This window comes from Haloplanus sp. C73 (assembly GCF_051195115.1).
Taxonomy (GTDB): Archaea; Halobacteriota; Halobacteria; order Halobacteriales; family Haloferacaceae; genus Haloplanus.
The window spans coordinates 63084-83024 of sequence record NZ_JBNTJZ010000004.1 but is presented as its reverse complement, the minus strand read 5'-3'; the positions used below and the strand labels follow the sequence as shown (position 1 = coordinate 83024).

Here is a 19941-nt window from a genome sequence, read left to right as displayed (position 1 = left end):
CGACGGACCGAGTCGATACTGTAATGCCCGCCCGTTCCATCGCACCCACCATGGATGTGGCCATCGCCCGGCCCGTCGACGCTCGCGCGAACACCGCGTTCGAAGGCGAGTTGCGGTGTTACGAGCAACTCGTCCGCGAGCGAGACGTCGACATCACCGTCATCGCTCAGGAGGGTCACTCGTTACGCACTGACCACGTCGAGGTAGCGACCTGTTCGCAGACGTATCTGGAACGGGGCCGTCACCTGTGGCGACAGGGGACGAAGCGACTCACCGGCGCGGACCGCGTCGTGATGCCCGCGTTCTCCGAACTCGCGACCGTGATTCGGGCGGCCGACTTCGACGTGGTGGAGACAGCCGACCCGACGCTGTACCCCGGCGCGCACGCGGCGTACACGGCCTGTCGGGAAACGGGGACGCCGCTCGTGTCACGCGCGTCGGCGACGAAACACCTCCCCAACATCGTGCCACGCGCCAAAACGGAGGCCGTCGTCGACTACGCATCCGGATTTCTCTTCGTCTCCCCGATGACTCACGACCGCTACGTCGAGCAGGGGTATCTCGACGCGTCTGACGACCGCGCCGTGTACACGGGCCACCCCGTCGACACCGACCTGTTCTCCTACGAGGAGCCGCGCCCAGACGGCGACTCAGTTACCGTTCTCAGCGTCGGCGTGCTCGAAGAACGGAAGGGGTACAAGGTGCTCGCGGAAGCGATGCAGCGGCTCCACGAGACGAACGTCGCCGTCCAGTGGGACATCGTCGGCAGCGGCGAACTGGAGTCGTGGCTGCAGACGTTCGTCAGCCAACACGGGCTCGAAGATACGGTCACGTTGCACGGGCAGATTCCACACGAGGAGATACACGAGGCGTACGCATCGGCTGATGTCTTCGCCCTCCACTCGCTGGAAACGCCGACGTGGGAGGAGTACTTCGGGGTGGCGTATGCGGAGGCGATGAGCTCCGGACTCCCCGTTGTCGGTAGCGACTCCGGCGCGATTCCGTGGGTCGTCCGAGACGACGTCGACGGGATGTTAGCGCCCGAGGGGTCGGTCGACGACGTTACCGAGGCGCTTCGCGAACTGGCCGACTCTCCCGACCGGCGGCGAGAGATGGGGGCGAACGGCCGGGAGAACGTCGAGGAGCGGTTCCACATCGACAGCGTGGCGCAGTCGTTTCTGGACGGCTGGTCCCGACCGCTCGACCGGGGCGACTGAGGGTCACGTGCGGTCGCCGGCCACGGAGCGCAACAGGTCGACGAGTCCCTCCCGGTGGCGCTCTGGGTCGAGGTCCGACGCGGCGTACTCGTAGCCCGCGCGCCCGAGTGCGGCCGCCCGGTCGGGGTCATCGAGGAGTTCGAGCATCGCGGTCCCCAGTTGCTCGATATCGGTTGCCGGGTACACGATGCCGCGCTCCCCGAAGTCGAGCATCTCCGGAATGCCGCCACGGTCGCTTCCAATCACCGGCCGACCCAGCGAGAACGCCTCCGAAATCACGGTCGGGAAGTTCTCCATCCATATCGAGGGGACGACCACCGCGCGGGCGTTCGCGACCAGCGACCGGAGTTCTGCCTCCGAGAGATAGCCTTCGAGGGTGACGTGGTCGCCCAGACCCGCGTCCTCGATTCGAGTCGCCAACTGTTCCCTGAGGGGGCCGTCCCCCGCAATCCGGACCCGGAGCGACCGGTCGCGCTCCTCGGCCACCCACTCCGCGGCCCGCACGAGGTTTTGAATCCCCTTCTTCTCGGCGTGGGTCCCGACGTACGCGAAGTACTCCTCGCCGGCCTCGAACGACGGGTCGAGGTCGAACTTCCGGGAGCGGGGATTGGGAAGCGTCTGCGTGTCGAGGCCGAACCGGTTCAGATACTCCCCGAGTGCGCGGCTCGGTGCGGCGTGTTTATCGATGACTCGCCGTTGCAACGGCAGCCGCGCGGCGTGGCGTGGGCCGTGGTACATCGCCATCTCGGCCGCGGATTTACAGCCGTGACGCACGCATTTCGGCCCCGGTCCGCCGGGACAAATTTCGTTCGTGTCCTGATACACCGCCCACCCCGAGGGACAGACGTTCGTGAAGTCGTGATGGGTTTTGAGGACCGGGTAGTTTCGACAGGCCAAGAGGACCGTCGTCGGGTAGTTGACGTTCTTGTGAACGTGGACGACGTCCGGCGAGACGGAATCGAGGAGGTGCCGGAGGTCACGATATATCCCCGGTTGCAACACGACTTTCTCGGCGATGCGGCGGACGCGGTTCGACGACTCGGTCAGCACGTGGTCGGTCACTTCTTCGCAGTCCCCACCGGGGCGGCGGAATCCGACCGTCGTCACGTCGTGTCCGGCCGATTCGAGAAGCTCCGTCTGGAAGTGAAGTATCTCCTCTGCCCCACCTCGAACGTCACAGTAGTCGTTGATAACGAGAATCGAGAGAGAATCCCGGGCCATCTTACGGGCCATTGTGACAGTGCGGAAGTGAGTGTTTGGGTTTTTCTGACCGGCAGTGAGGCAACCGGAATATACAACTTCGCACGTCAAGTATGCGGGCTTATGCCACCGAATATCGTCTTTCTCCTTCTCGACGCCGCGAGAGCGGACCACTTCTCCTGTTACGGTCACGAGAACTCGACGACGCCCTTTATCGACAGTCTCGCGGCCGATGGCGTCCGGTATTCGCGGACGTTCTCGAACTCGATTTTCAGCCTGCCGTCGTACGGGTCTATCTTCTCCGGCGAGTACCCCTCGGAACACGGCGCTGTCGACTGGTCACAGCGTATCGACGAGAACACGCTCGTCTCGAACCTGAACGACGCGGGCTACGCGACCCGTGCGGTGTCGACGCATCTCGTCTCGGACCAGTTCGGCATCGGGGAGGCTTTCGACGAGGTGGACATGGTGTCGGTCGGTTCGCGTGACCTCGTCTTTGAGGACGACCCCGTCACCGAGAAGATGTCCGAATACGGGAACAAAGAGGGGTGGGACTCCGAGCGCGAGAAATACACCTACTTTCTGCGACTATTGCTCCGGCATCCGTCCTACAAGAGCATCGTCAACGGCGGCGCACAGCTCTACCGGAAAAAGAGACGCGACTGGGGATGGTGGGACGACGACGGCGGGGAGCAAGCCATCGAACGGGCCAAGTCCGTCGTTCGCGACACCAGCGAGCCATTTTTCCTCTTTCTCAACTTCGTCGAAACCCACGACCCGTATCGGCCGCCACGGGACTACATCCGCCGGTTCCTCCCCGATGACGTGTCGTTCGACGAAATCAAGGCGGCGCTCGAATACTCCTCGGTGCGCGCGACGCTCGGCCTCGACGAGATTTCGCCGGCCCGGCGCGACATACTCAAGGGTCTCTACGACGCCGAAATCGCCTACGTCGACGACCTGATTCGGTCGTTCTACGAGTTTCTGGAGCGTGACGGCTCCGCCGAGAACACCGTCTTCGTCATCATCTCGGACCACGGCGACTTCTTCGGCGAACACGGCCTCTGGGGGCATCAGGGTCGCGTGTACAACGAAGTCTGTCACGTCCCGCTCGTGATAAATTACCCGTGGGAGACGGGGCGAACGGAGACGGGCGTCGCCGAACTCAAACAGTTGTGCCAGCATCTGACGGACCTCGGAAACGGACAGCAGACGGAACTCGACCCGCGCGGCGAGGCGCTCGTCGAGTACTACGGGCTCGACACACAGCTTTCGTTCGTGCCGTGGGAGGAGTATCCGAACGTCGACCAAGCGGAGTGGGGGGCGTACGAGTGCGCGCTCGTGACGGACGGAACGAAGCTGCTCTGGAACGCCGTGTCGGGCGTGGAACTGTACGATATGGTGTCCGACGAGGCGGAGACGGAGGACATCGCCGACGACAATCGTGAGCGGGTCGAACAGCTCCAGACCCGCATCACCGAGCTAGTCGGGACGCCAGCCGACAATCACGACCGGTATCGGCGCACCGATGCGGACCGCTCGTTCGACTTCGAGGGCGAGACGGGTGCGGACGTACAGGACCGGCTCCGAGAACTCGGATACATGGAATGACGTTCGGTCCGCGACGGTGATGTTTTAGCACCGGGGAGAGAGGACACCAGCAAGCGATGGCGAATCTACACCAACGTGCGCGTCAGGGGCAGGTCCTCGAACTGGGGGCCGGCGAGTCGCCGTACCCCCAAGCGGACACGACCATGGACATCAGAGAGGACGTAGACGGCATCGACGTCGGCGGCGTCGACGTGGGACGCGACCGGATTCCGGTCGACGACGAATCCTTCGACGTCGTCGTGATGTTTCAGGTTCTCGAACACATCCCCCCGGACCGCGTCGGATTCCTGTTCCGGGAGTGCGACCGGGTGCTCCGCGCTGGAGGACTGCTGCACATCGAACTGCCACACGCCGGGACGATATCCGCACAGACCGACCTCACACACCGAGGCACCGGGGGCACGACCCCGGCTGTTCGTCGGTACTTCGACGGCGGGAGCCAGCAGTACTGGCCGGACCTCGAGTGGGACGTCGAGACGTGGGCCGAACTGAGCGCGCCGACCATCGTCGCCGGCTCGCGGCGCATCTCGTTCACCGTCAGCAACGCCGCCCTATCCCACGCACTAACACAGGTCCCGTTCGTGACGGGGGCGGTCACGATTCAGGCGCTCAAGCGGCAGTAATCGGGGTCAGTCGGCGTCGAAAATGGGACGGTACAGGGCGACCGATTCCTCGCCGAACCGGTCCCAAGTGAGTTCCCGCGCGTACGCCGCGGCCCGCTCCGAGAGGTTGGCTCGCTTCTCGCTGTCGGAGAGAAGTGTGGCCAGTGTTCGCTCTAACTCGTCCGTTCCTTCGTACGTCTCGGGACAGCCGAACTCCGCCCGTAGCTCCTCGAACGGGTCGAGCGCCGTGGTCAGGACCGGACGCTCGTAGCCGAGCGCCATGTTGAGAGTCCCGCTCTGACTCACCCGGTTGTAGGGAAGCACGACGACGTCGACGGCGCTGAACAGCGTTTGCACGTCGTCGTCGTCGACGTAGCCGAGGTGATGGACCCGGTCGGCGACGCCCCGCCGCTCCGCCAAGTCCAGCGTCCGTTCGAGTACGGCGCCAGCGGCTTCGTCTCTCGGCTCACCGGCAATCAGATACTGCGCCTCCGGGAGGTCCGGAAGCACGTCGACCACCTGCTCGTAATCTTTCTTCTCCTCTATCCAGCCGAACGTGAGCAGTAGCGGCCCGTCGAATCCGAGTTCCGACCGCGCCGTCGACTGGTCGACCGGCGTCGCGTCGACTTCGACGGGGTGGTGCATCTGTACGATTCGCTCCGCCCGGCCGTGGCGGTCCGTCAGAATGTCTTTCGCCGTCTTCGTGTGGACGACGGTCCGCTCCGAGGCCCGGATAGCGGCGCGCTCGATGACGAAATCCCGGGCTCGCAACAGCCGGTCCCCAATCGGATTCTGATGGGAGTGGGTGCGGTGGACTTCGTGAAGCGTCGTGACGACCGGTGGTGTCATGGACGCGGCGGCCCGGAAGAACGAGGGCGCGCAGACGCCGCTCATTCCGAGTCGTCCGAACAGGCCCGCCTCGAACTGGACGTGGATGACGTCTGCGTCCGACGGAATCTGGTCGAGAATGCGGTTGAACCGGCGGGGATTCGCGGTGTCGGAGTGCTCGATAGGGACCGGCGTCACCTCCGCGCCGGCTCTGCGTAACGCGCCGGCGAACCGCTCGCTGTAGTCGGCGATGCCGCCTTTCCGGTTCCACGAAGTGACGAGCGCGACGTGGGGCTCACCCATCGTATCGAACCCCGAGGCAGAACGTGGCCCTTCCATTCCGTGTCTCTCGCGTCGCAGACGAGCCGTTCGACCCGGTTACCGATGGCATTTGTCGCACGGAGTTCGCCCGAACGGATATAACTATCAGGTCCGCGTCACCGTTTCGACCCTTTTTACCCCTCCAAACTGCTCTAGGGGGATATGCAAGCAGTCGTTCTCGCTGCCGGCAAAGGGACTCGTCTCCGCCCACTCACGGACGACACGCCGAAAGCCCTCGTCGAAGTCGACGGCACGCCGCTCGTCGAACACGTCTTCGACGACCTCATCGACCTCGACGTCGAGGAGTTCATCGTCGTCGTCGGCTACCTCAAAGAGCAGATTATGGAGCGCTACGGGGACGAGTACCGGGGCGTCCCAATCACGTACGCCCATCAGCGCGAGCAGAAGGGACTCGCTCACGCCCTCCTCACCGCCGAGCCGTACGTCGACGACGACTTCATGCTGATGCTCGGCGACAACATCTTCGAGGGAAATCTGGGCGACGTCGTCAATCGCCAGCAGGAAGACCGCGCGGACGCCGCCTTTCTCGTCGAGGAGGTCCCGATGGAGGAAGCCTCGCGATACGGCGTGTGCAACACCAACAAGTACGGCGAGATTATCGAGGTCCTCGAAAAGCCCGACGACCCGCCGTCGAATCTCGTGATGACGGGCTTCTACACGTTTTCGCCGGCCATCTTCCACGCGTGTCATCTCGTCCAGCCCTCCGACCGCGGCGAGTACGAACTCCCCGACGCCATCGACCTCCTCATCCAGTCCGGACGCACCATCGACGCCATCCGACTCGACGGCTGGCGCATCGACGTCGGCTATCCCGAGGACCGCGAACAGGCTGAGCAACGCCTCGCTGACGAGATGGCGGACACCCTCGATGACGAGTCAGGCTCGTCGACCGACTCCTGACCGAACACGTACTTCCTGAGGTTCGTACCTTTGGGAAACAGTTATTTTCCTGAGCGAGGTGATTCGAAGTATGTCTGCCTTCTATCGGTTAGTTCAAGACATCTACAACCGGACCATTCGAGATTATTTACCCCGAACGTGGGCAATATATCGAGGAGTTTCTGTCAAAAACGCTCGTCTCCTTGACCTCGAAGCACGAGACCCGGACTACAAACAGGGTTTACTCGATGCAATCCACGAACATGTGGAGGGACAGGAAGTCGAAATCGTCGGACTCGGCCGTGGGGTCAGCGCAATCCATGCGGTCTGGGCCGGTGCAACACACGTCACCGGATACGAAGCAGCTAGCGAGATGATTCGGGAGGCAGAAACAACACTGGAGGTGAACAAGTGTGACAGGTCTCGAATTTCGGTCGAACACGCCCTTGTCGGGGAAGCTGTCAACGTCTTCGGGTCTGCTGAGGGGGCGAAACGAATCTCTCCAGCTGATCTGGCCACGGGAGATGTTCTGATTCTGGATGCTGAGGGTGCAGAGCTGCAAATATTAGATGGTCTTGGGACGTGGCCGACGACCGTCATCGTCGAGACACATCCTGCTCACGGCGCTCCGACGGATGCCGTCGTGGACCGACTCACCCCTGAGTATTCGAATGTCGAGACCAGACAGCACAAACCGGGGGCGCCACCGGAGAAGCAGGTAGTCGTCGCCAGCCGAACCCCGGTTTGAGGTTGACACACCAATTCCTGTCCGTCAGCCGCTCTCGCAATCGCGTCGCCTCGGGCCGCACGTCACGGTGACTCGTACACCCGACGAAGCTGATTCGTCACTTCCTGCCACGAAACGAGTCTGGTCGGCGACGGCTGAGTACCGTCTATCGAACCAATCGCCCGTGCCACTGTCAGTGGGTCCGTCTCGCCGAGGCCACGCACGCCCTCGGCCGCCACCCAATCGCTCAGCGCACCGGCATCTCGAACGACACACGGCGTTCCGGCGGCCAACGCCTCTGCAACCGTCATCCCGTAGGCCTCGAATTCGCTCAACGTCACGTACACGTCGGCCCCCGCGTACAACCCGGGCAACGCTTCCTCGTCAACGTAGCCCAAGAACTCGACTCGGTCCTCGATGTCTTCCTCGTGAGCGATTCGTTCCAGTTCCCCTCGATACGGTCCGCTCCCGGCGACCAACAACTCGTACTCCGGGAGTTCGGGCATCGCTCTGAGCAGATGCTGGACGCCCTTGTACGCCTCCAGACGGCCGACGCTCAGTAGATACGGCCGCTCTCGCTCGACGGGGTCGGCGTCGGCGAATCGCTCGACGTCTATCCCGTTCGGAATCACCGTGGCGTCCACGCCGAAATCCGACGCCAACTGGTCGCGCTCCCACTCGCTGACGGCGACGACCTCGTCCGCGCGTCGGACTGCCCACCGACCGACTGGCCGGTACAGCGACAGTAGCCGGTCCAGAAGCGAGTTCGCACTCCCGCCGTGGTAGTGTGTCGTCACGACGAAGCGACTCGTGCCCGCGCCCAGCGCGGCGAAAAACAGCGGGAACGAGTGGTAGTTGTGCGCGTGGACGACGTCGGCGTCCGACCGGCGGACCGCGGCCGAAATCTGTGGACAGACGTGCATCGCCCCACCCGGTGCGACACCCCGATATCGGCGGACCGAAACCCCGTTACGGCGTTCCCGCCGTTTGCCGTCTTGCCCCGCGTCGGCCGTGACGACGACCACCTCGTGGCCGCGTTCGACGAGGTCCTCGGATATCTCCGCGACGTGTGTCTCCACGCCGCCGGACTGTGGCGGATACCGCGGCGTCACTTGCAGAATCTTCATCGGCAGTCACTCGTAGGCGTCGCGAAGTTCCTCGTCGACGTCCCAGATGGCCGACCCCTCGCCGCGGCACAGCTTTATCGCCGCAAAGAGCAGCGACACCTGCGTATCGAACACGGCGTAGATGGGCTGAAGCGGTCCCAGCCGGTCTCGCGACCCCAAGAGCGTGAACAGACCGACCCCCGCCGGGACGGCCACGCCGAACACCCCGCCAGCGAGCAGGCCGGCCACCGTCGCCAGCGCGATGCCCCCGGCCAACAGCCACGGCGAGACGAGCATGAACCACCAGTTGAACGGCAGCACGACTCGGCCGTACAGGCCATAGCCGCCGAGCATATCCCGATTTCGGAGCAGCAGGCGTATCAGTCCCATCGCCCGACGGTCTTTCTGTGTGCGGCGCTTCCCGAACTCCGAGTGCGACGCTTCCTTGTACTGAATCGCCGGGTCGAAGACGGCGCGTTTGCCCCCTTTTCGAATCTTCAGAGCGAGTTCGGTGTCGTCGGCGATTGAATCGGGGTCTATCGGCACTATCTCGTCGTTCTCGAACGCGGAGAACGGCCCGTGAAAGATGAGCGTCGAATCGAGGTGTGACTCCAGCGTCTGGATGGTCGCCTGCACGTCGCGGTAGCTCTCCTCCACGTCGCTGCCGCCGAGTACGTCGACGTTCCGGCCAGTCACGGCGCCAACGTCCGGGTCCGCGAGGTTCGCGGCGGCCTCGCGGAGCGCGTCGGGCGCGAGCTTCGAGTCGCAGTCCGTTTTGACGACCATCTCGTTCGACGCTTCGGCGTACGCGTCGTTCAGCGCCGGCGCCAGCCCGCGCCGCTCGTCTTCCTCGATGAGCGTCAGTTCGGGCGTCTCACGGTCGGCGAAAAACGTCCGAATCGTCTCGCGGGTGCCGTCGTCGCTCGAATCGACGATGACGACTTCGACTCGGTCCATCGGATAGTCGAGGGCGACGATGTCTTCGAGTTTGTTCTCGATGATGCGTTCCTCGTTGTACGTCGGGAGAACGATACTCACGGCGGGCTCTGCCGGGCGTTTCTCGGCGGGCGACCCCTGCGGATTCCACACCTTTGCCAAGAGGAGATACACGGCGTAGGGGAGGCCAGTGAGAGAGAGAAGTACGGAAATAGCGGCGATGAGCCGCCGAACGAGCCTTCGCATACCTCCCCCTTCAATGACCAGAATAAAAACACCGACGGTTCGGGAGTTTTCGCCACGTCTGCCGACGCTCCGAGCGACTCTCTCGTTCGAGAGTGTTCCGGAACCACTTTTATCGAGCCGGGTCCCAATCCCAACAATGGACTCCGTCTGCGTCCTCATTCCGACCCTCGACGAGGCCGAAACCATCGGCGACGTGGTCCGAGACTTCCGCGACGCGGGGTACGAGAACATCCTCGTCGTCGACGGTGGGTCGAGAGACGACACGCAGTCCATCGCTCGCGAGGCGGGGGCGCGCGTCGTCGAGCAGACGGGTGTGGGCAAGGGGCAGGCGGTCCGAGAGGCAGTGACCGAACACGTCGACGCGCCGAACGTCCTCATGCTCGACGGCGACGGCACGTACAGCGCCGACGACGCCGAGACGATGCTCGAACCGCTCCGGTCGGGGACGGCCGAACACGTCATCGGCAACCGATTCGCCGACATGCGCTCGGGCGCGATGACGCGACTCAACCGCATCGGCAATCGCCTCATCAACCGCGCCTTCGGCTTCATCCACGGCGAGTCGTTCGACGACATCCTCTCTGGATACCGGGCGTTCACCCTCGAATCGTTCGACCAGATGCACCTGACCGCCGACGGCTTCGGCATCGAGACGGAGATGGCCGTCGAGTGTGCCAAACGCGACATCCCGACGGCGGTGGTGCCGGTGACGTACTACCCCCGGCCCGCGGGGTCGAACACCAACCTCCACCCCGTTCGCGACGGCGGAATCATTTTCCTCGAACTCTACCGGCGGGCGAAGACGAACAACCCCCTGTTTTACTTCGGGAGCCTCGGCACGCTGTCGACGGTGGCGGGCGTTCTCGTCGCCATCTACGTCGCCGTCGAGTGGGTCACGCGACAGGTGTCTCACGAGGTGTTGGCCGTCGTCGCCGGCTTCGCCATCCTCGTCGGCGTCCAACTCCTGATGTTCGGGATGCTCGCCGACCTGATACTCTCGCTCCATCGCGAGCAACTGCGGGAACGGGAGTAAAGGGCAACGTTTAGGCCGATTCCGCGGGGTTGTGCCACTATGTCAGAGACAGTCCTTCTCGTCGGTGGCGGCGGGCGGGAACACGCCATCGCGCGAGCGGTCACGCCGGACGCAACCCTCTATGCCTGTGCGAGTAACCGCAATCCCGGCATCGCGGCGCTGGCCGAGGAGATTCGGCTCGTCGACGAACGCGACGTCGAGGATATCGTCGCCTTCGCGGAGGAAATCGACGCGACCCTCGCCGTCGTCGGCCCGGAGTCGGCGCTCGCGGCGGGCGTCGCCGACGCCCTCGACGACGCCGGTATCTACACTTTCGGACCCGAATCCGATGCGGCTCGCATCGAGACGGACAAGGCCTATCAGCGACGCTTCATGCAGGACGAGGGCATCCCCGGCTGTCCGGATTTCGAGACGTTCGAGGATATGGACGCCGCCTGCGACTACATCGACGCCTACGACGGCGATTTGGCGGTCAAACCTGCAGGTCTCACCGGCGGCAAGGGCGTCCGCGTCACGGGCGACCAAGTGACCAAGGCCGAAGCCAAGGCGTATCTCCGCGAGGAAGACTACGACCGCGTCGTCTTGGAGGAGCGACTCGTCGGCGAGGAGTTCACGGTGCAGGCCTTCGTCGCGAACGGCGAGGTACGCCCGACGCCCGCCGTTCAGGACCACAAGCGCGCCTACGAGGGCGACGAGGGGCCGAACACCGGTGGGATGGGGAGTTACAGCGACGCGGGACCGACGCTCCCGTTCATGGACGCGGCGGACTACGACGCCGCCGTCGAGATTCTGGAGGCGACGGTCGACGCCCTCCCCGACTACAAGGGCGTCCTCTACGGGCAGTTCATGCTCACCGCCGACGGGGTTCGGGTCGTGGAGTTCAACGCCCGCTTCGGCGACCCCGAGGCGATGAACACGCTCCCGGTTCTCGACACGCCCTTCCTCGACGTGTTGACGGCGGCGCGCGACGGCGAATCTCTCCCGCAACTCGCCTTCGACGACCGGGCGACGGTGTGTAAGTACGCGGTGCCCGCGGGCTACCCGACGGACCCCGAATCGGGCGCCCACATCGCGGTGGACGAGGAGAGCGTCGCGGCGGCGGCGACGGAGACGGGCGACGCCCTCCTCTTCTACGCGAGCGTCGACGCCCGCGAGGACGGCCTCTACACCACCACGTCGCGGGCCTTCGCCGTCGTCGGCGTCGACGAGACTATCACGGCCGCCGAGGAGATTGCGGAGGCGGCGCTTGCGGCGGCGGGCGACGGGTTGCGCGTCCGTCACGACATCGGCACGCCCGACTTGGTCCAGCGCCGAATCGACCACATGGCCGACCTGCGCGAGTAGCGCGCTCGATTACGGAAGCAGACGCGTATGACGGGCGTGTGACGGGTCACGAACCTTTATTTCGCCGCGACGCGTCGGTCCGTTAATGGCGACGCTACGGGATTCCCTCGGCGACCTCGTCGACGACGTCGACGGACTGTTTCTGTTCTCTCCGTCGGCGGCGTACTACGAGCGATTCGCAGATGTCGACGCAGACCGGGTCGTGATTGCCGCCGAGAACACGGTCGACGCCGACGCCTTCGTCGAACTCCCCTTGGATTTCGACAACGTCCGCGACCGAATCAAATTCGGCATCGAGGGTGCGATGGAGAACGAGTACGTGACAGAGGGCGACGTCGTCGCCTGCACCGTCTCGATGTTCGGCGACGACGTCGACGCCGACTCGGTGATTCGGGTGCGCGTCGACGAGTCGATTCGCTCCGGCATCTACGCGCTGTTCACCGACTCGCGGGCCGAACCGGGCGTCATTCGCGACGTGTTCGAGGTGGCTATCGACCTCGGAAAGAAAGGGCAGAAGGGGAAGCCGGTCGGCGCGCTCTTCGTCGTCGGCGACGCTGGCAAGGTGATGAACAAGTCGCGCCCGCTGAGTTACAACCCCTTCGAGAAGAGTCACGTCCACGTCGGCGACCCCATCGTGAACGTGATGCTCAAGGAGTTCTCGCGACTCGACGGCGCCTTCATCGTCTCCGACGCGGGCAAAATCGTCTCCGCGTACCGCTATCTCGAACCCTCGGCCGAGGGCGTCGACATTCCGAAGGGACTCGGCGCGCGCCACATGGCCGGCGGCGCCATCACGCGAGACACCAACGCCATCGCCATCGTCCTCTCGGAGTCGGACGGCATGGTGCGGGCGTTCAAAGGCGGCGACTTGATTCTGGAGATAGACCCGGAGGAGTACTGAGATGCAGGGCGGCACGCTCGGCCGGGCCATCAACGCCGTCCCGGTTCGGCTCTGGCTCGCCTTCGGGACGCTTTTCGTCGGCATCCTCTGTGGGTGGTTGACCCGCATCGCCGCACGCCGAACGCTCGAACGCATCGGCGTCCCCGACGCCATCGAGGGGACGGCCTTCGAGCGCACCGCCCGCGATTTCGGCACCTCGACCGTCGAGATTCTGGCGGCCATCGCGGGCTACTTCGTGTTCGGCATCGCGGTGTTTGCCGCCGTCGCCGTCGCGGAAATCGAGTACGTCGCGCAGTTCTGGAACGCCGTCGCGGGCTTTCTCCCCCAGTTGTTTTTCGCCATCGTCGTCCTCATCGTGGGCATCCTCCTCGGTGACAAGGTGGAACTGCTCGTCTCGGAGCGGTTCCGCGGCGTGAAACTCCCCCAAATCGGGATTCTCCCCCTGATGGCGAAGTACAGCATCTTCTATCTGGCCGCGCTCATCGCACTCGGACAGGTTGGTGTCGCCACCGCAGCGCTCATCGTCCTCCTCGCGGCGTACGTCTTCGCACTCGTCTTCCTCGGCGGCCTTGCCTTCCGACAACTGCTCTCGGCGGGCGCCGTCGGCACCTACCTCCTCCTCAACCAACCCTACACAATCGGCGACGAGATTCGCGTCGGCGACGTTCGCGGCATCGTCCAAGAGATGGACCTGTTCGTCACTCACGTCGAAACTGACGGCGAGGAGTACGTCTTCCCGAACAGCAAGGTGTTTTCCGACGGCTTCGTCCGCATCCGCTCCTAGTCGCGCCGGTCGACGCCGCCTTCGACCGGTCGCGCCGGCACGCCCGCCACCGTCGTCTCCGGTGGCACGTCCTCCGTCACTAGCGAGTTGGCCGCCACTTTCGCGTCGGCCCCAATTTCGACGCCGGGGAGGACGACGGCGCCCGCACCCACGAGCGCTCGTTCGCCGATGACCACCTCGCCGGTGCGGTACTCGTCCTGCAGGAACTCGTGACAGAGGAGGGTGGCGTCGTAGCCGACGATGGCGTCGCTCCGCAGGGTCACCAGTTCGGGCCAGAACACGTCGACGGTGGCTTCGAGGCCGAACGCGACGCCGGAGTCGACCGTCGCGCCGAGGCGGCGAAGCAGCCAGTTTTTCAGCCGGAGGCTCGGTGAGACGCGAATCAGCCAGACGGCGAGATAGTTCAGGGCGACCCGAATCGGGTGCCGCGCGCGCATCCAGTGCCACAGCGAGTTGCGCGGCCCGGCGGCCGGGTGCCGGTCGAGTCGGTCGTGTCGCCAGTCGGCGTCCGAATCGGTCACGGTCGGGGTTCGCGCCCCGATACCTTGTTACTGCCGACGACGGGCGAGCGCGAGCAACGTCACGAGACCGACCAGCCCCGCGAGGGCGCCGAAGCCGGCGCCGTCACCGGTCGTCGTCGTCCCCGCCGGCTCTGCGGCGGCAGTCGTGCCCGCCGCGGCCGAGTCATCCTCGGCCGGCGTCGCGGCGTCGTCCTCGGTCGTCGCCGGTTCGTCGCTCCCGTCAGGCGTCGCCGTCGTCACTTCGACGGTGGTCGACGCTGACGGCTCAGTCTCGACGACAGCGAACGTCGAGAATCCGGGCGCCTCGGCGCTCAAAACAGTCGTCGTGCCGCTCTGACTGTCGACGCTCGTGTCGAGGATGTCCCACGAGTCGGTCGACTCGTCGTAGTGAACGACCTGCAGTCGCTCGGGGTCGACGTCCGTCGCCGACGCGTCGACGCTCATCCGAAGCGTCGCGGGCGTCGTCGCCCAGTCGTCGGGCATCTGAATCGAGACGACGCCGACGGTCCGGTCGTCGGGCGCCGAGACGCCCTCGGGGGGCGAATCGAGCGTCGTCGCGCGGGCGAAGCCGGTCCCCGAGGCGTCGCTGCTGACCTCGACGCGACTGACGCTTCCCGACCCGAGGTCGAACGTCACGCCGCCGGTGCCGCCGAAGACGGTGACCGTCTCGGAGGAGACACGCGAGGTGAGCGACCCCGGCGCCGACGGGGCGGCACTCCCGCCGCCGCCGTCGGAGAAGGAGACGCGAGTCGAGTTCTGCTGGCCCGACGCACCGTCGTTTCCAGCGTCATCCGCGGCAGTCTGGAGCGTCGCCGTGTACCGCCCCTCGCTGGACGGGTCGTAGGTTAGCGTGTGGACGTACGGCCCGTTCCCGGAGACGGCGAAACTGGAGAGCGTCGCCGACTCGGGGCCGCTCAGGTCGACGCTCACGTCGCCGAGCGACTCCGTGGCCGTCACTTCGACTTGGACGCGCGTGGGTCCGTCGATGGTCGTGACCGAGACGTTCGTGACGACCGGCGTCGCGCCGTCCGCCTCGGACACGTCGCCGGCGTCGACGGCGGCGACGAGGTTACCGCTGTCGTCGGCCGTCGACCCCGGCGTGTACGTCACCTCCGCCGTGCCGGTTCCCGACACCCCGGTTCCCGTGAGTCGAAGCTGAACTCGGTCGTCGTCCGCCGCCGACAGCGTGTCGACCGAGTCGACGGTCGTGCCGCCGATGGTCCAGTCGCCGGCCGAGACGGTCGAGTCGTCGATAGCGCCGGAGAACGTCACGTTCGCGGCGTCGACGTCGCCGTCGCCGTCACGGTCGAGCGTCGTCACCGACTCGACTGCGGGCGCCGCGCCGCTGGTCGTCCCGGTGAACGTCGATTCGAGGTTGGCGTTGCCGAGCGGGTCGACGAGCGTCCCGTCCGCGACGGTCACGTCGGGCGTCGCGTCGCTCCCCGAGAGCCCGGAGACGGTCAGTTGGAGGCTGTCGTCGTCCGCCGTTCCGGTGTCGACGCTATCGACCGAGCCGGACGAGAGCGAGAACGCCGACGCGTCGAGCGTCGACGCGCTGTCGTCGAGGGGTTCCGAGACCGTCAGGTCGATGCGGTCGACGGTCCCGTCATCGTTGCCGTCGGCCGTCGTCGCCGCGATGATGTCCGGCGGTGCGCCGTCGGACGCCGTCAGCGTCTGTTTCGGACTGCCTTCCGAATCTCCGGACGCGCCGTAAACCCCCCCGTCAGCGACAGTCACGTCGGGCGTGACGCTCGTGTCGTTGGGGAAGCCACTCACCTCGAGCGTCGTCTGGTTATCTACCGAGAGCGATTTCAGGACAGAGTCGACTTGACCGGTCGACAGGGAGAAGTCCCCTGTATCTACGGACGAGTCGTCGACGGGTTCGGTGAACACCACTTGCAGGAGGTCCACGGTCCCACCGCCGAGCGACTCCGTCGTCACCGACTGCATCAGCGGCGAGGCTTTGTCCGTAACCGACAGGTCCGAGACGGAGATGGCCGGGTTCGAGCCGTCGGTGATGCTCCCCGACGTTCCCGCCGACGCGTCGTACGAGAGCGTCAGGTTGAGACCGGTGTCGTTGGCCGGCGCGGTGACGTTGAGGACGACCGCCGAGTCGTTCAACGAGGCTTGGTCGGTGATGGAGGCCTTGTCGATGGTGACCGCGTCGGCGTCGCTCCCGCCGAGCGAGTAGTCGCCGACCTCCGGCGAACTCGCCGACACGTTCTCGGAGTAGAGAACCCCGATACTGTCGACCGTCCCGTCCGGCGTCGGGCCGTCGGTCATCGTGATTTGGACGGGGTACGGCGCCGCGCCGTCAGTAGCGGGGTCGGACGTCACGTCGGCCATCTGGTTTCCGGCGGCGTCCTGCACGCCACCGGTCCCCGAGGCGTACGCGAGTGTCGGATTCGCTCCCGTATCAGCCTGTTTGCCCAGCGCCCCGTGGTCCAGCGTCACGTTCACCGTCGCGTCGCCGTCGTCGCCGGTGACTCCCGAGACGGTCCCCGAGAGACCGTCGGCCGTGCCGATGGAGAAGTCGCCGGCGTCGACCGACCCGCTCGCGACCGCTTCGGTGAACGTCACGGTCAGGTTGTCGACGGTGCCGTCCTGATTGGCGTCGATGGTCGTCACGCCGTCGAACGTCGGCGCGGCCCCGTCCTCAACTGTGAGCGTCTGTGCGGGCGCGGCGTTCTGTCCGTCGGTGACGCTCGTCCCCGCGTAGTCGACTTCCGGGGACGTGGCGCCGCCCGTCGTGTTCGCCGCGCCGGTGACGTCGATGCGCACCTCGTCGGTCGAGATTGTTCCGCTGTTGTCCTTGGCGATGTCGACGCTCCCGCTCTGGAGTATCGACCAGTCGCCGTCGGCGTAGGACGACGCCGACACGTCCTCCGAGTAGCGCACGTCGACTCGGTCGACCGTCCCGTCGGCGTTCGCATCCCGATACGAGGCGTTCAGCGCGATGGGCGCCGCGCCGTCACTCGCCGTGACCGTCTCCGAACTCCCAGCAGGACCGGCGTTGCCGTTCGTGTCTTGGACCGCGTTCTGCGCCACCGTCACGTCGGGCGTGACCCCGGTGTCGTTCACCGGTGCCGAACCGAGTTCGAGACGGAGTGTGTCGTCGCCGTCGTTGCTGGCGATGCCCGACACCGTCGCGTTGTCGACGGTGAAATCACCCGTCGAGTACGCCACCGAGCCGTTCACCTGCTCGTCGAACGTGACGTTCACGGCGTCGACGGTGCCGTTCTCGTCGGTGTCGAGCGTCGTCGCTGCGGTCGGACTGGGGCCGTAGTCGGCCGTGACCGTCGCCGTGCCGTTGTCGCCTTGGCCGTCGAGGTCGACGGACACGGTGGCCGTCTCATTGTCTTTCAGCCGCAGTCGGTCGTCGGTGTCGCTCGTCGACGACGCGGAGACGGTGAACGACCCCCTGTACTCGCCGTCGCTGTCGTTGTCCTGCACTTCGACGTTGATTTCGCCACCGCTCTCGTTCGACACGACGGCCGTCTCCGTCGTGCCGTTCACGTCCGAGACGTTCGCCTGAATGTACACCGTCTGCCCGGCGCTCGCGGTGTCGATTACGTTTCCATTCCCGTCCTGAACCGAGACGTTCTCGGTGGCCGCGGCCGCGGGCATGACCAGCGGCGAGCCGAGACTGCCGAGAACGACGACTGTCGCAACGAGGACCGTTACGAGTTCGATTCCCATGACATCGGACCGCTCTCCCCACATCGATTAAATCACTACCCGTGGCTCTTGAGAGAATCCCTGTAAGAGTTGGGGAACTGCTTAGAACAGGCCCGCGAGGAGATACGCCACGGGAAAGGCGGCGACGAACGTGGCGCCGCCGACGACGGCCCACGCGTACAGGTTCGGCGGACTGAGGAGGAGTGCGACGGTGGCCGGCACCGCCGCGAGAACGAGCGCCCAGACCAACCGCTCGGACGAGACCATCAGTCCAGTCGCTTCGAGACGTACGGGCCGTCCTGATGATAGCCGAGTTTCTCCCGGTAGTACTGCCGGGCACCGATGCCGCTGATGACGCTCACCTTGCGGTAGCCGGCGTCGGCCGCCATCTCCTCGGCACGTTCGAGGAGGCGCCGCCCGTAGCCCCGGTGTTGCCAGTCGGCGTCGCCCGCCTCCTCGAATCCCGCCTCGCTCCCGTAGACGTGGAGTTCGCGAACCAAGGCGGCCCCGTCGAGTTCGCGTCGCACGGGGTCGTTCGGGAAGCGAAGCCGACAGAAGCCGATGAGCAGGTCGGCGACGGGGTCCTCGAAACTGATGAAGTGTTCCGTCCCGCCGCCCGCCTCGTAGGTGAGCACGTCGAGTTCGATTCGCTCCGGGTCCGGGTCGGCGTCGTTGTGGCCCACCTCGCGGGCGCGGATGTCACGCGGCGTGATGCCTTTCTCCTCGGCCCGCTGTTTGGCCAGTTGTCGCAGGTTCGACTTCCAGACGCCGGCGTCGATGTGGTCGGCGGGGATGTCTCGCTGCACTCGCTGGAGCCGCGTGTACTTCGGGATGCGGTCCATCACTTCCGCGACGAGTTCTGCGGCCGCCTCGTTGTCGAGCGGGTCGAAGTCGTCCCGGCGCCACATGTCGTAGGTGCGGGTGCCGCGGACGACGAGCGTCGGGTAAATCTTCAGGTAGTCGGGCCGCCAGCGCGGGTCCGAAAACAGCTGTTCGAAGTCCTCCAGACACATCTCGTAGGTCATCCCCGGCTGGCCGGGCATCATGTGGAATCCGACTTTGAACGCGGCGTCGCGGAGCCGGCGGTTGGCGTCGATTGAGGCCTGCACGCCGTGGCCGCGGTGCATCTCTCGGTTGATGCGCTCGTAGGTGGTCTGGACGCCCACTTCCACCTTCGTCCCGCCCAGCCGGAGCATCCGGTTTATCTGCTCGGGGTCACACCAGTCGGGCTTGGTTTCGAACGTCGTGCCGATGTTGCGGACGTCTGCCGTCTCGTTCTCGGTGATGACGTCCTCCAGATAGCGGAAGGGGGGCGTCTCGTCGGGCGCGAAGCTCTGACCCTCCGCCGGGTCCGGCGTCGAGTCCGTGTCGTAGTCGTTGAGCGCCTCCAGCGCCCGCTTGACGAACCACTCCTGATAGTCGTGACTCCGGGCGGTCATCGTCCCGCCCATCAGGATGAGTTCTACCTTGTCGACCGGGTGGCCGATGTGTCTGAGCTGTTCGAGCCGAAGCGTCACTTGGCCGTAGGGGTCGTAGTCGTTCTGCTCGCCGCGTGCCGCGGCGGGTTCGTGACCCGTGTAACTCTGGGCGCTCCCGAACTCCGAGGCCGGCCCGCCGGGACAGTAGAGACACTTCCCGTGTGGGCACATGTGCGGCGAGGTCATGATGGCCACCGGCGACACGCCAGAGGCGGTGCGGACGGGCTTGCGCCGGACGACCGCTTCTACCTCGTCGCGTCTATCGTCGGGGGCGTACTGCAGGATGTCTGCGTTTTTGGGCACCTTCGGCGAGGAGTGGGTCGAACAGGCGTCGAGTTTCGCGGATTCGAGGTCGTCGCGCTCGATGTCGCCCGCGAGAATCTGCTCGACGAGGGTTTCGCAGGTCCGCTGGAAGGCGTCGGACTCCTCTGTCGGCGTGTCCGTGCTCATGGAACCTCACTCCCGGTGCCGGTCATCGTCTCGCTCTCACGTCGGCGGGTCGCGGGGT

General features: G+C 65.5%; 17 protein-coding genes. 9 read left to right on the top strand and 8 right to left on the bottom strand.

The window, feature by feature from the left end; genetic code table 11:
- The first annotated feature begins 23 nt into the window (after positions 1-23).
- On the top strand, positions 24-1217 hold the full coding sequence (locus tag ACQUSQ_RS08810) for a glycosyltransferase family 4 protein (RefSeq protein ID WP_435068368.1): 1194 nt from the start codon (positions 24-26) through the stop codon (positions 1215-1217).
- Positions 1218-1220: 3 nt separating this feature from the next.
- On the opposite strand, the gene ACQUSQ_RS08805 is transcribed toward ACQUSQ_RS08810, so the two are convergent.
- Complete coding sequence (locus ACQUSQ_RS08805; RefSeq protein WP_435068366.1) at positions 1221-2438, bottom strand: glycosyltransferase family 4 protein; 1218 nt, start codon at positions 2436-2438, stop codon at positions 1221-1223.
- Between the two features lie 102 nt (positions 2439-2540).
- Here ACQUSQ_RS08805 and ACQUSQ_RS08800 point away from each other — a divergent pair, with 102 nt between their 5' ends.
- On the top strand, positions 2541-4028 hold the full coding sequence (locus ACQUSQ_RS08800; protein WP_435068364.1) for a sulfatase: 1488 nt from the start codon (positions 2541-2543) through the stop codon (positions 4026-4028).
- Between the two features lie 56 nt (positions 4029-4084).
- Positions 4085-4651: a methyltransferase domain-containing protein gene (locus ACQUSQ_RS08795; RefSeq protein WP_435068362.1), complete on the top strand. Its 567-nt coding sequence runs from the start codon at positions 4085-4087 to the stop codon at positions 4649-4651.
- 6 nt (positions 4652-4657) lie between these two features.
- Here the strand turns inward: ACQUSQ_RS08795 and ACQUSQ_RS08790 are convergent, their stop codons facing one another.
- Positions 4658-5761, bottom strand: a complete 1104-nt coding sequence (locus ACQUSQ_RS08790) for a glycosyltransferase (RefSeq protein WP_435068361.1) — start codon at positions 5759-5761, stop codon at positions 4658-4660.
- Between the two features lie 180 nt (positions 5762-5941).
- On the opposite strand from ACQUSQ_RS08790, the gene aglF reads away from it, so the two are divergent.
- The gene (gene aglF, locus ACQUSQ_RS08785; protein ID WP_435068359.1) at positions 5942-6700 is read left to right on the top strand and encodes a UTP--glucose-1-phosphate uridylyltransferase AglF; all 759 of its coding nucleotides are present in this window, start codon (positions 5942-5944) and stop codon (positions 6698-6700) included.
- Positions 6701-6770: 70 nt separating this feature from the next.
- Positions 6771-7427: a hypothetical protein gene (locus tag ACQUSQ_RS08780; protein WP_435068357.1), complete on the top strand. Its 657-nt coding sequence runs from the start codon at positions 6771-6773 to the stop codon at positions 7425-7427.
- 62 nt (positions 7428-7489) lie between these two features.
- On the opposite strand, the gene ACQUSQ_RS08775 is transcribed toward ACQUSQ_RS08780, so the two are convergent.
- Entirely contained in the window at positions 7490-8533 is a 1044-nt protein-coding gene (locus ACQUSQ_RS08775; protein WP_435068355.1) for a glycosyltransferase family 4 protein, read from the bottom strand.
- Positions 8534-8539: 6 nt separating this feature from the next.
- Positions 8540-9694, bottom strand: coding sequence for a glycosyltransferase (locus ACQUSQ_RS08770; protein ID WP_435068353.1), 1155 nt, complete (start codon positions 9692-9694; stop codon positions 8540-8542).
- A gap of 136 nt (positions 9695-9830) precedes the next feature.
- Here ACQUSQ_RS08770 and aglJ point away from each other — a divergent pair, with 136 nt between their 5' ends.
- The 4 genes from aglJ (at position 9831) to ACQUSQ_RS08750 (ending at position 13756) form a co-directional block, all read left to right on the top strand.
- Positions 9831-10727, top strand: coding sequence for an S-layer glycoprotein N-glycosyltransferase AglJ (gene aglJ, locus ACQUSQ_RS08765; RefSeq protein WP_435068351.1), 897 nt, complete (start codon positions 9831-9833; stop codon positions 10725-10727).
- Positions 10728-10766: 39 nt separating this feature from the next.
- Positions 10767-12071, top strand: coding sequence for a phosphoribosylamine--glycine ligase (gene purD, locus ACQUSQ_RS08760; protein ID WP_435068349.1), 1305 nt, complete (start codon positions 10767-10769; stop codon positions 12069-12071).
- Between the two features lie 85 nt (positions 12072-12156).
- The gene (gene dacZ / locus ACQUSQ_RS08755; RefSeq protein ID WP_435068348.1) at positions 12157-12972 is read left to right on the top strand and encodes a diadenylate cyclase DacZ; all 816 of its coding nucleotides are present in this window, start codon (positions 12157-12159) and stop codon (positions 12970-12972) included.
- 1 nt (position 12973) lies between these two features.
- Positions 12974-13756, top strand: a complete 783-nt coding sequence (locus ACQUSQ_RS08750) for a mechanosensitive ion channel family protein (protein ID WP_435068346.1) — start codon at positions 12974-12976, stop codon at positions 13754-13756.
- Here ACQUSQ_RS08750 and ACQUSQ_RS08745 read toward each other — a convergent pair.
- The 4 genes from ACQUSQ_RS08745 to ACQUSQ_RS08730 all read right to left on the bottom strand — a co-directional run bounded on the left by ACQUSQ_RS08745 (position 13753) and on the right by ACQUSQ_RS08730 (position 19883).
- Positions 13753-14277 (bottom strand): acyltransferase, encoded by a 525-nt coding sequence (locus ACQUSQ_RS08745; protein WP_435068344.1) that lies wholly within the window; start codon positions 14275-14277, stop codon positions 13753-13755. The two genes, ACQUSQ_RS08750 and ACQUSQ_RS08745, sit on opposite strands and share 4 nt — an antisense overlap.
- 27 nt (positions 14278-14304) lie before the next feature.
- Positions 14305-17976: a beta strand repeat-containing protein gene (locus ACQUSQ_RS08740; protein WP_435068342.1), complete on the bottom strand. Its 3672-nt coding sequence runs from the start codon at positions 17974-17976 to the stop codon at positions 14305-14307.
- An 81-nt stretch (positions 17977-18057) separates the two neighbouring features.
- On the bottom strand, positions 18058-18222 hold the full coding sequence (locus ACQUSQ_RS08735; RefSeq protein ID WP_435068340.1) for a hypothetical protein: 165 nt from the start codon (positions 18220-18222) through the stop codon (positions 18058-18060).
- A complete protein-coding gene (locus tag ACQUSQ_RS08730) occupies positions 18222-19883 on the bottom strand; it encodes a tRNA uridine(34) 5-carboxymethylaminomethyl modification radical SAM/GNAT enzyme Elp3 (protein WP_435068338.1) in 1662 nt (553 codons plus the stop codon). Before ACQUSQ_RS08730 ends, ACQUSQ_RS08735 begins: the two co-directional genes overlap by 1 nt.
- Positions 19884-19941: the final 58 nt, after the last annotated feature.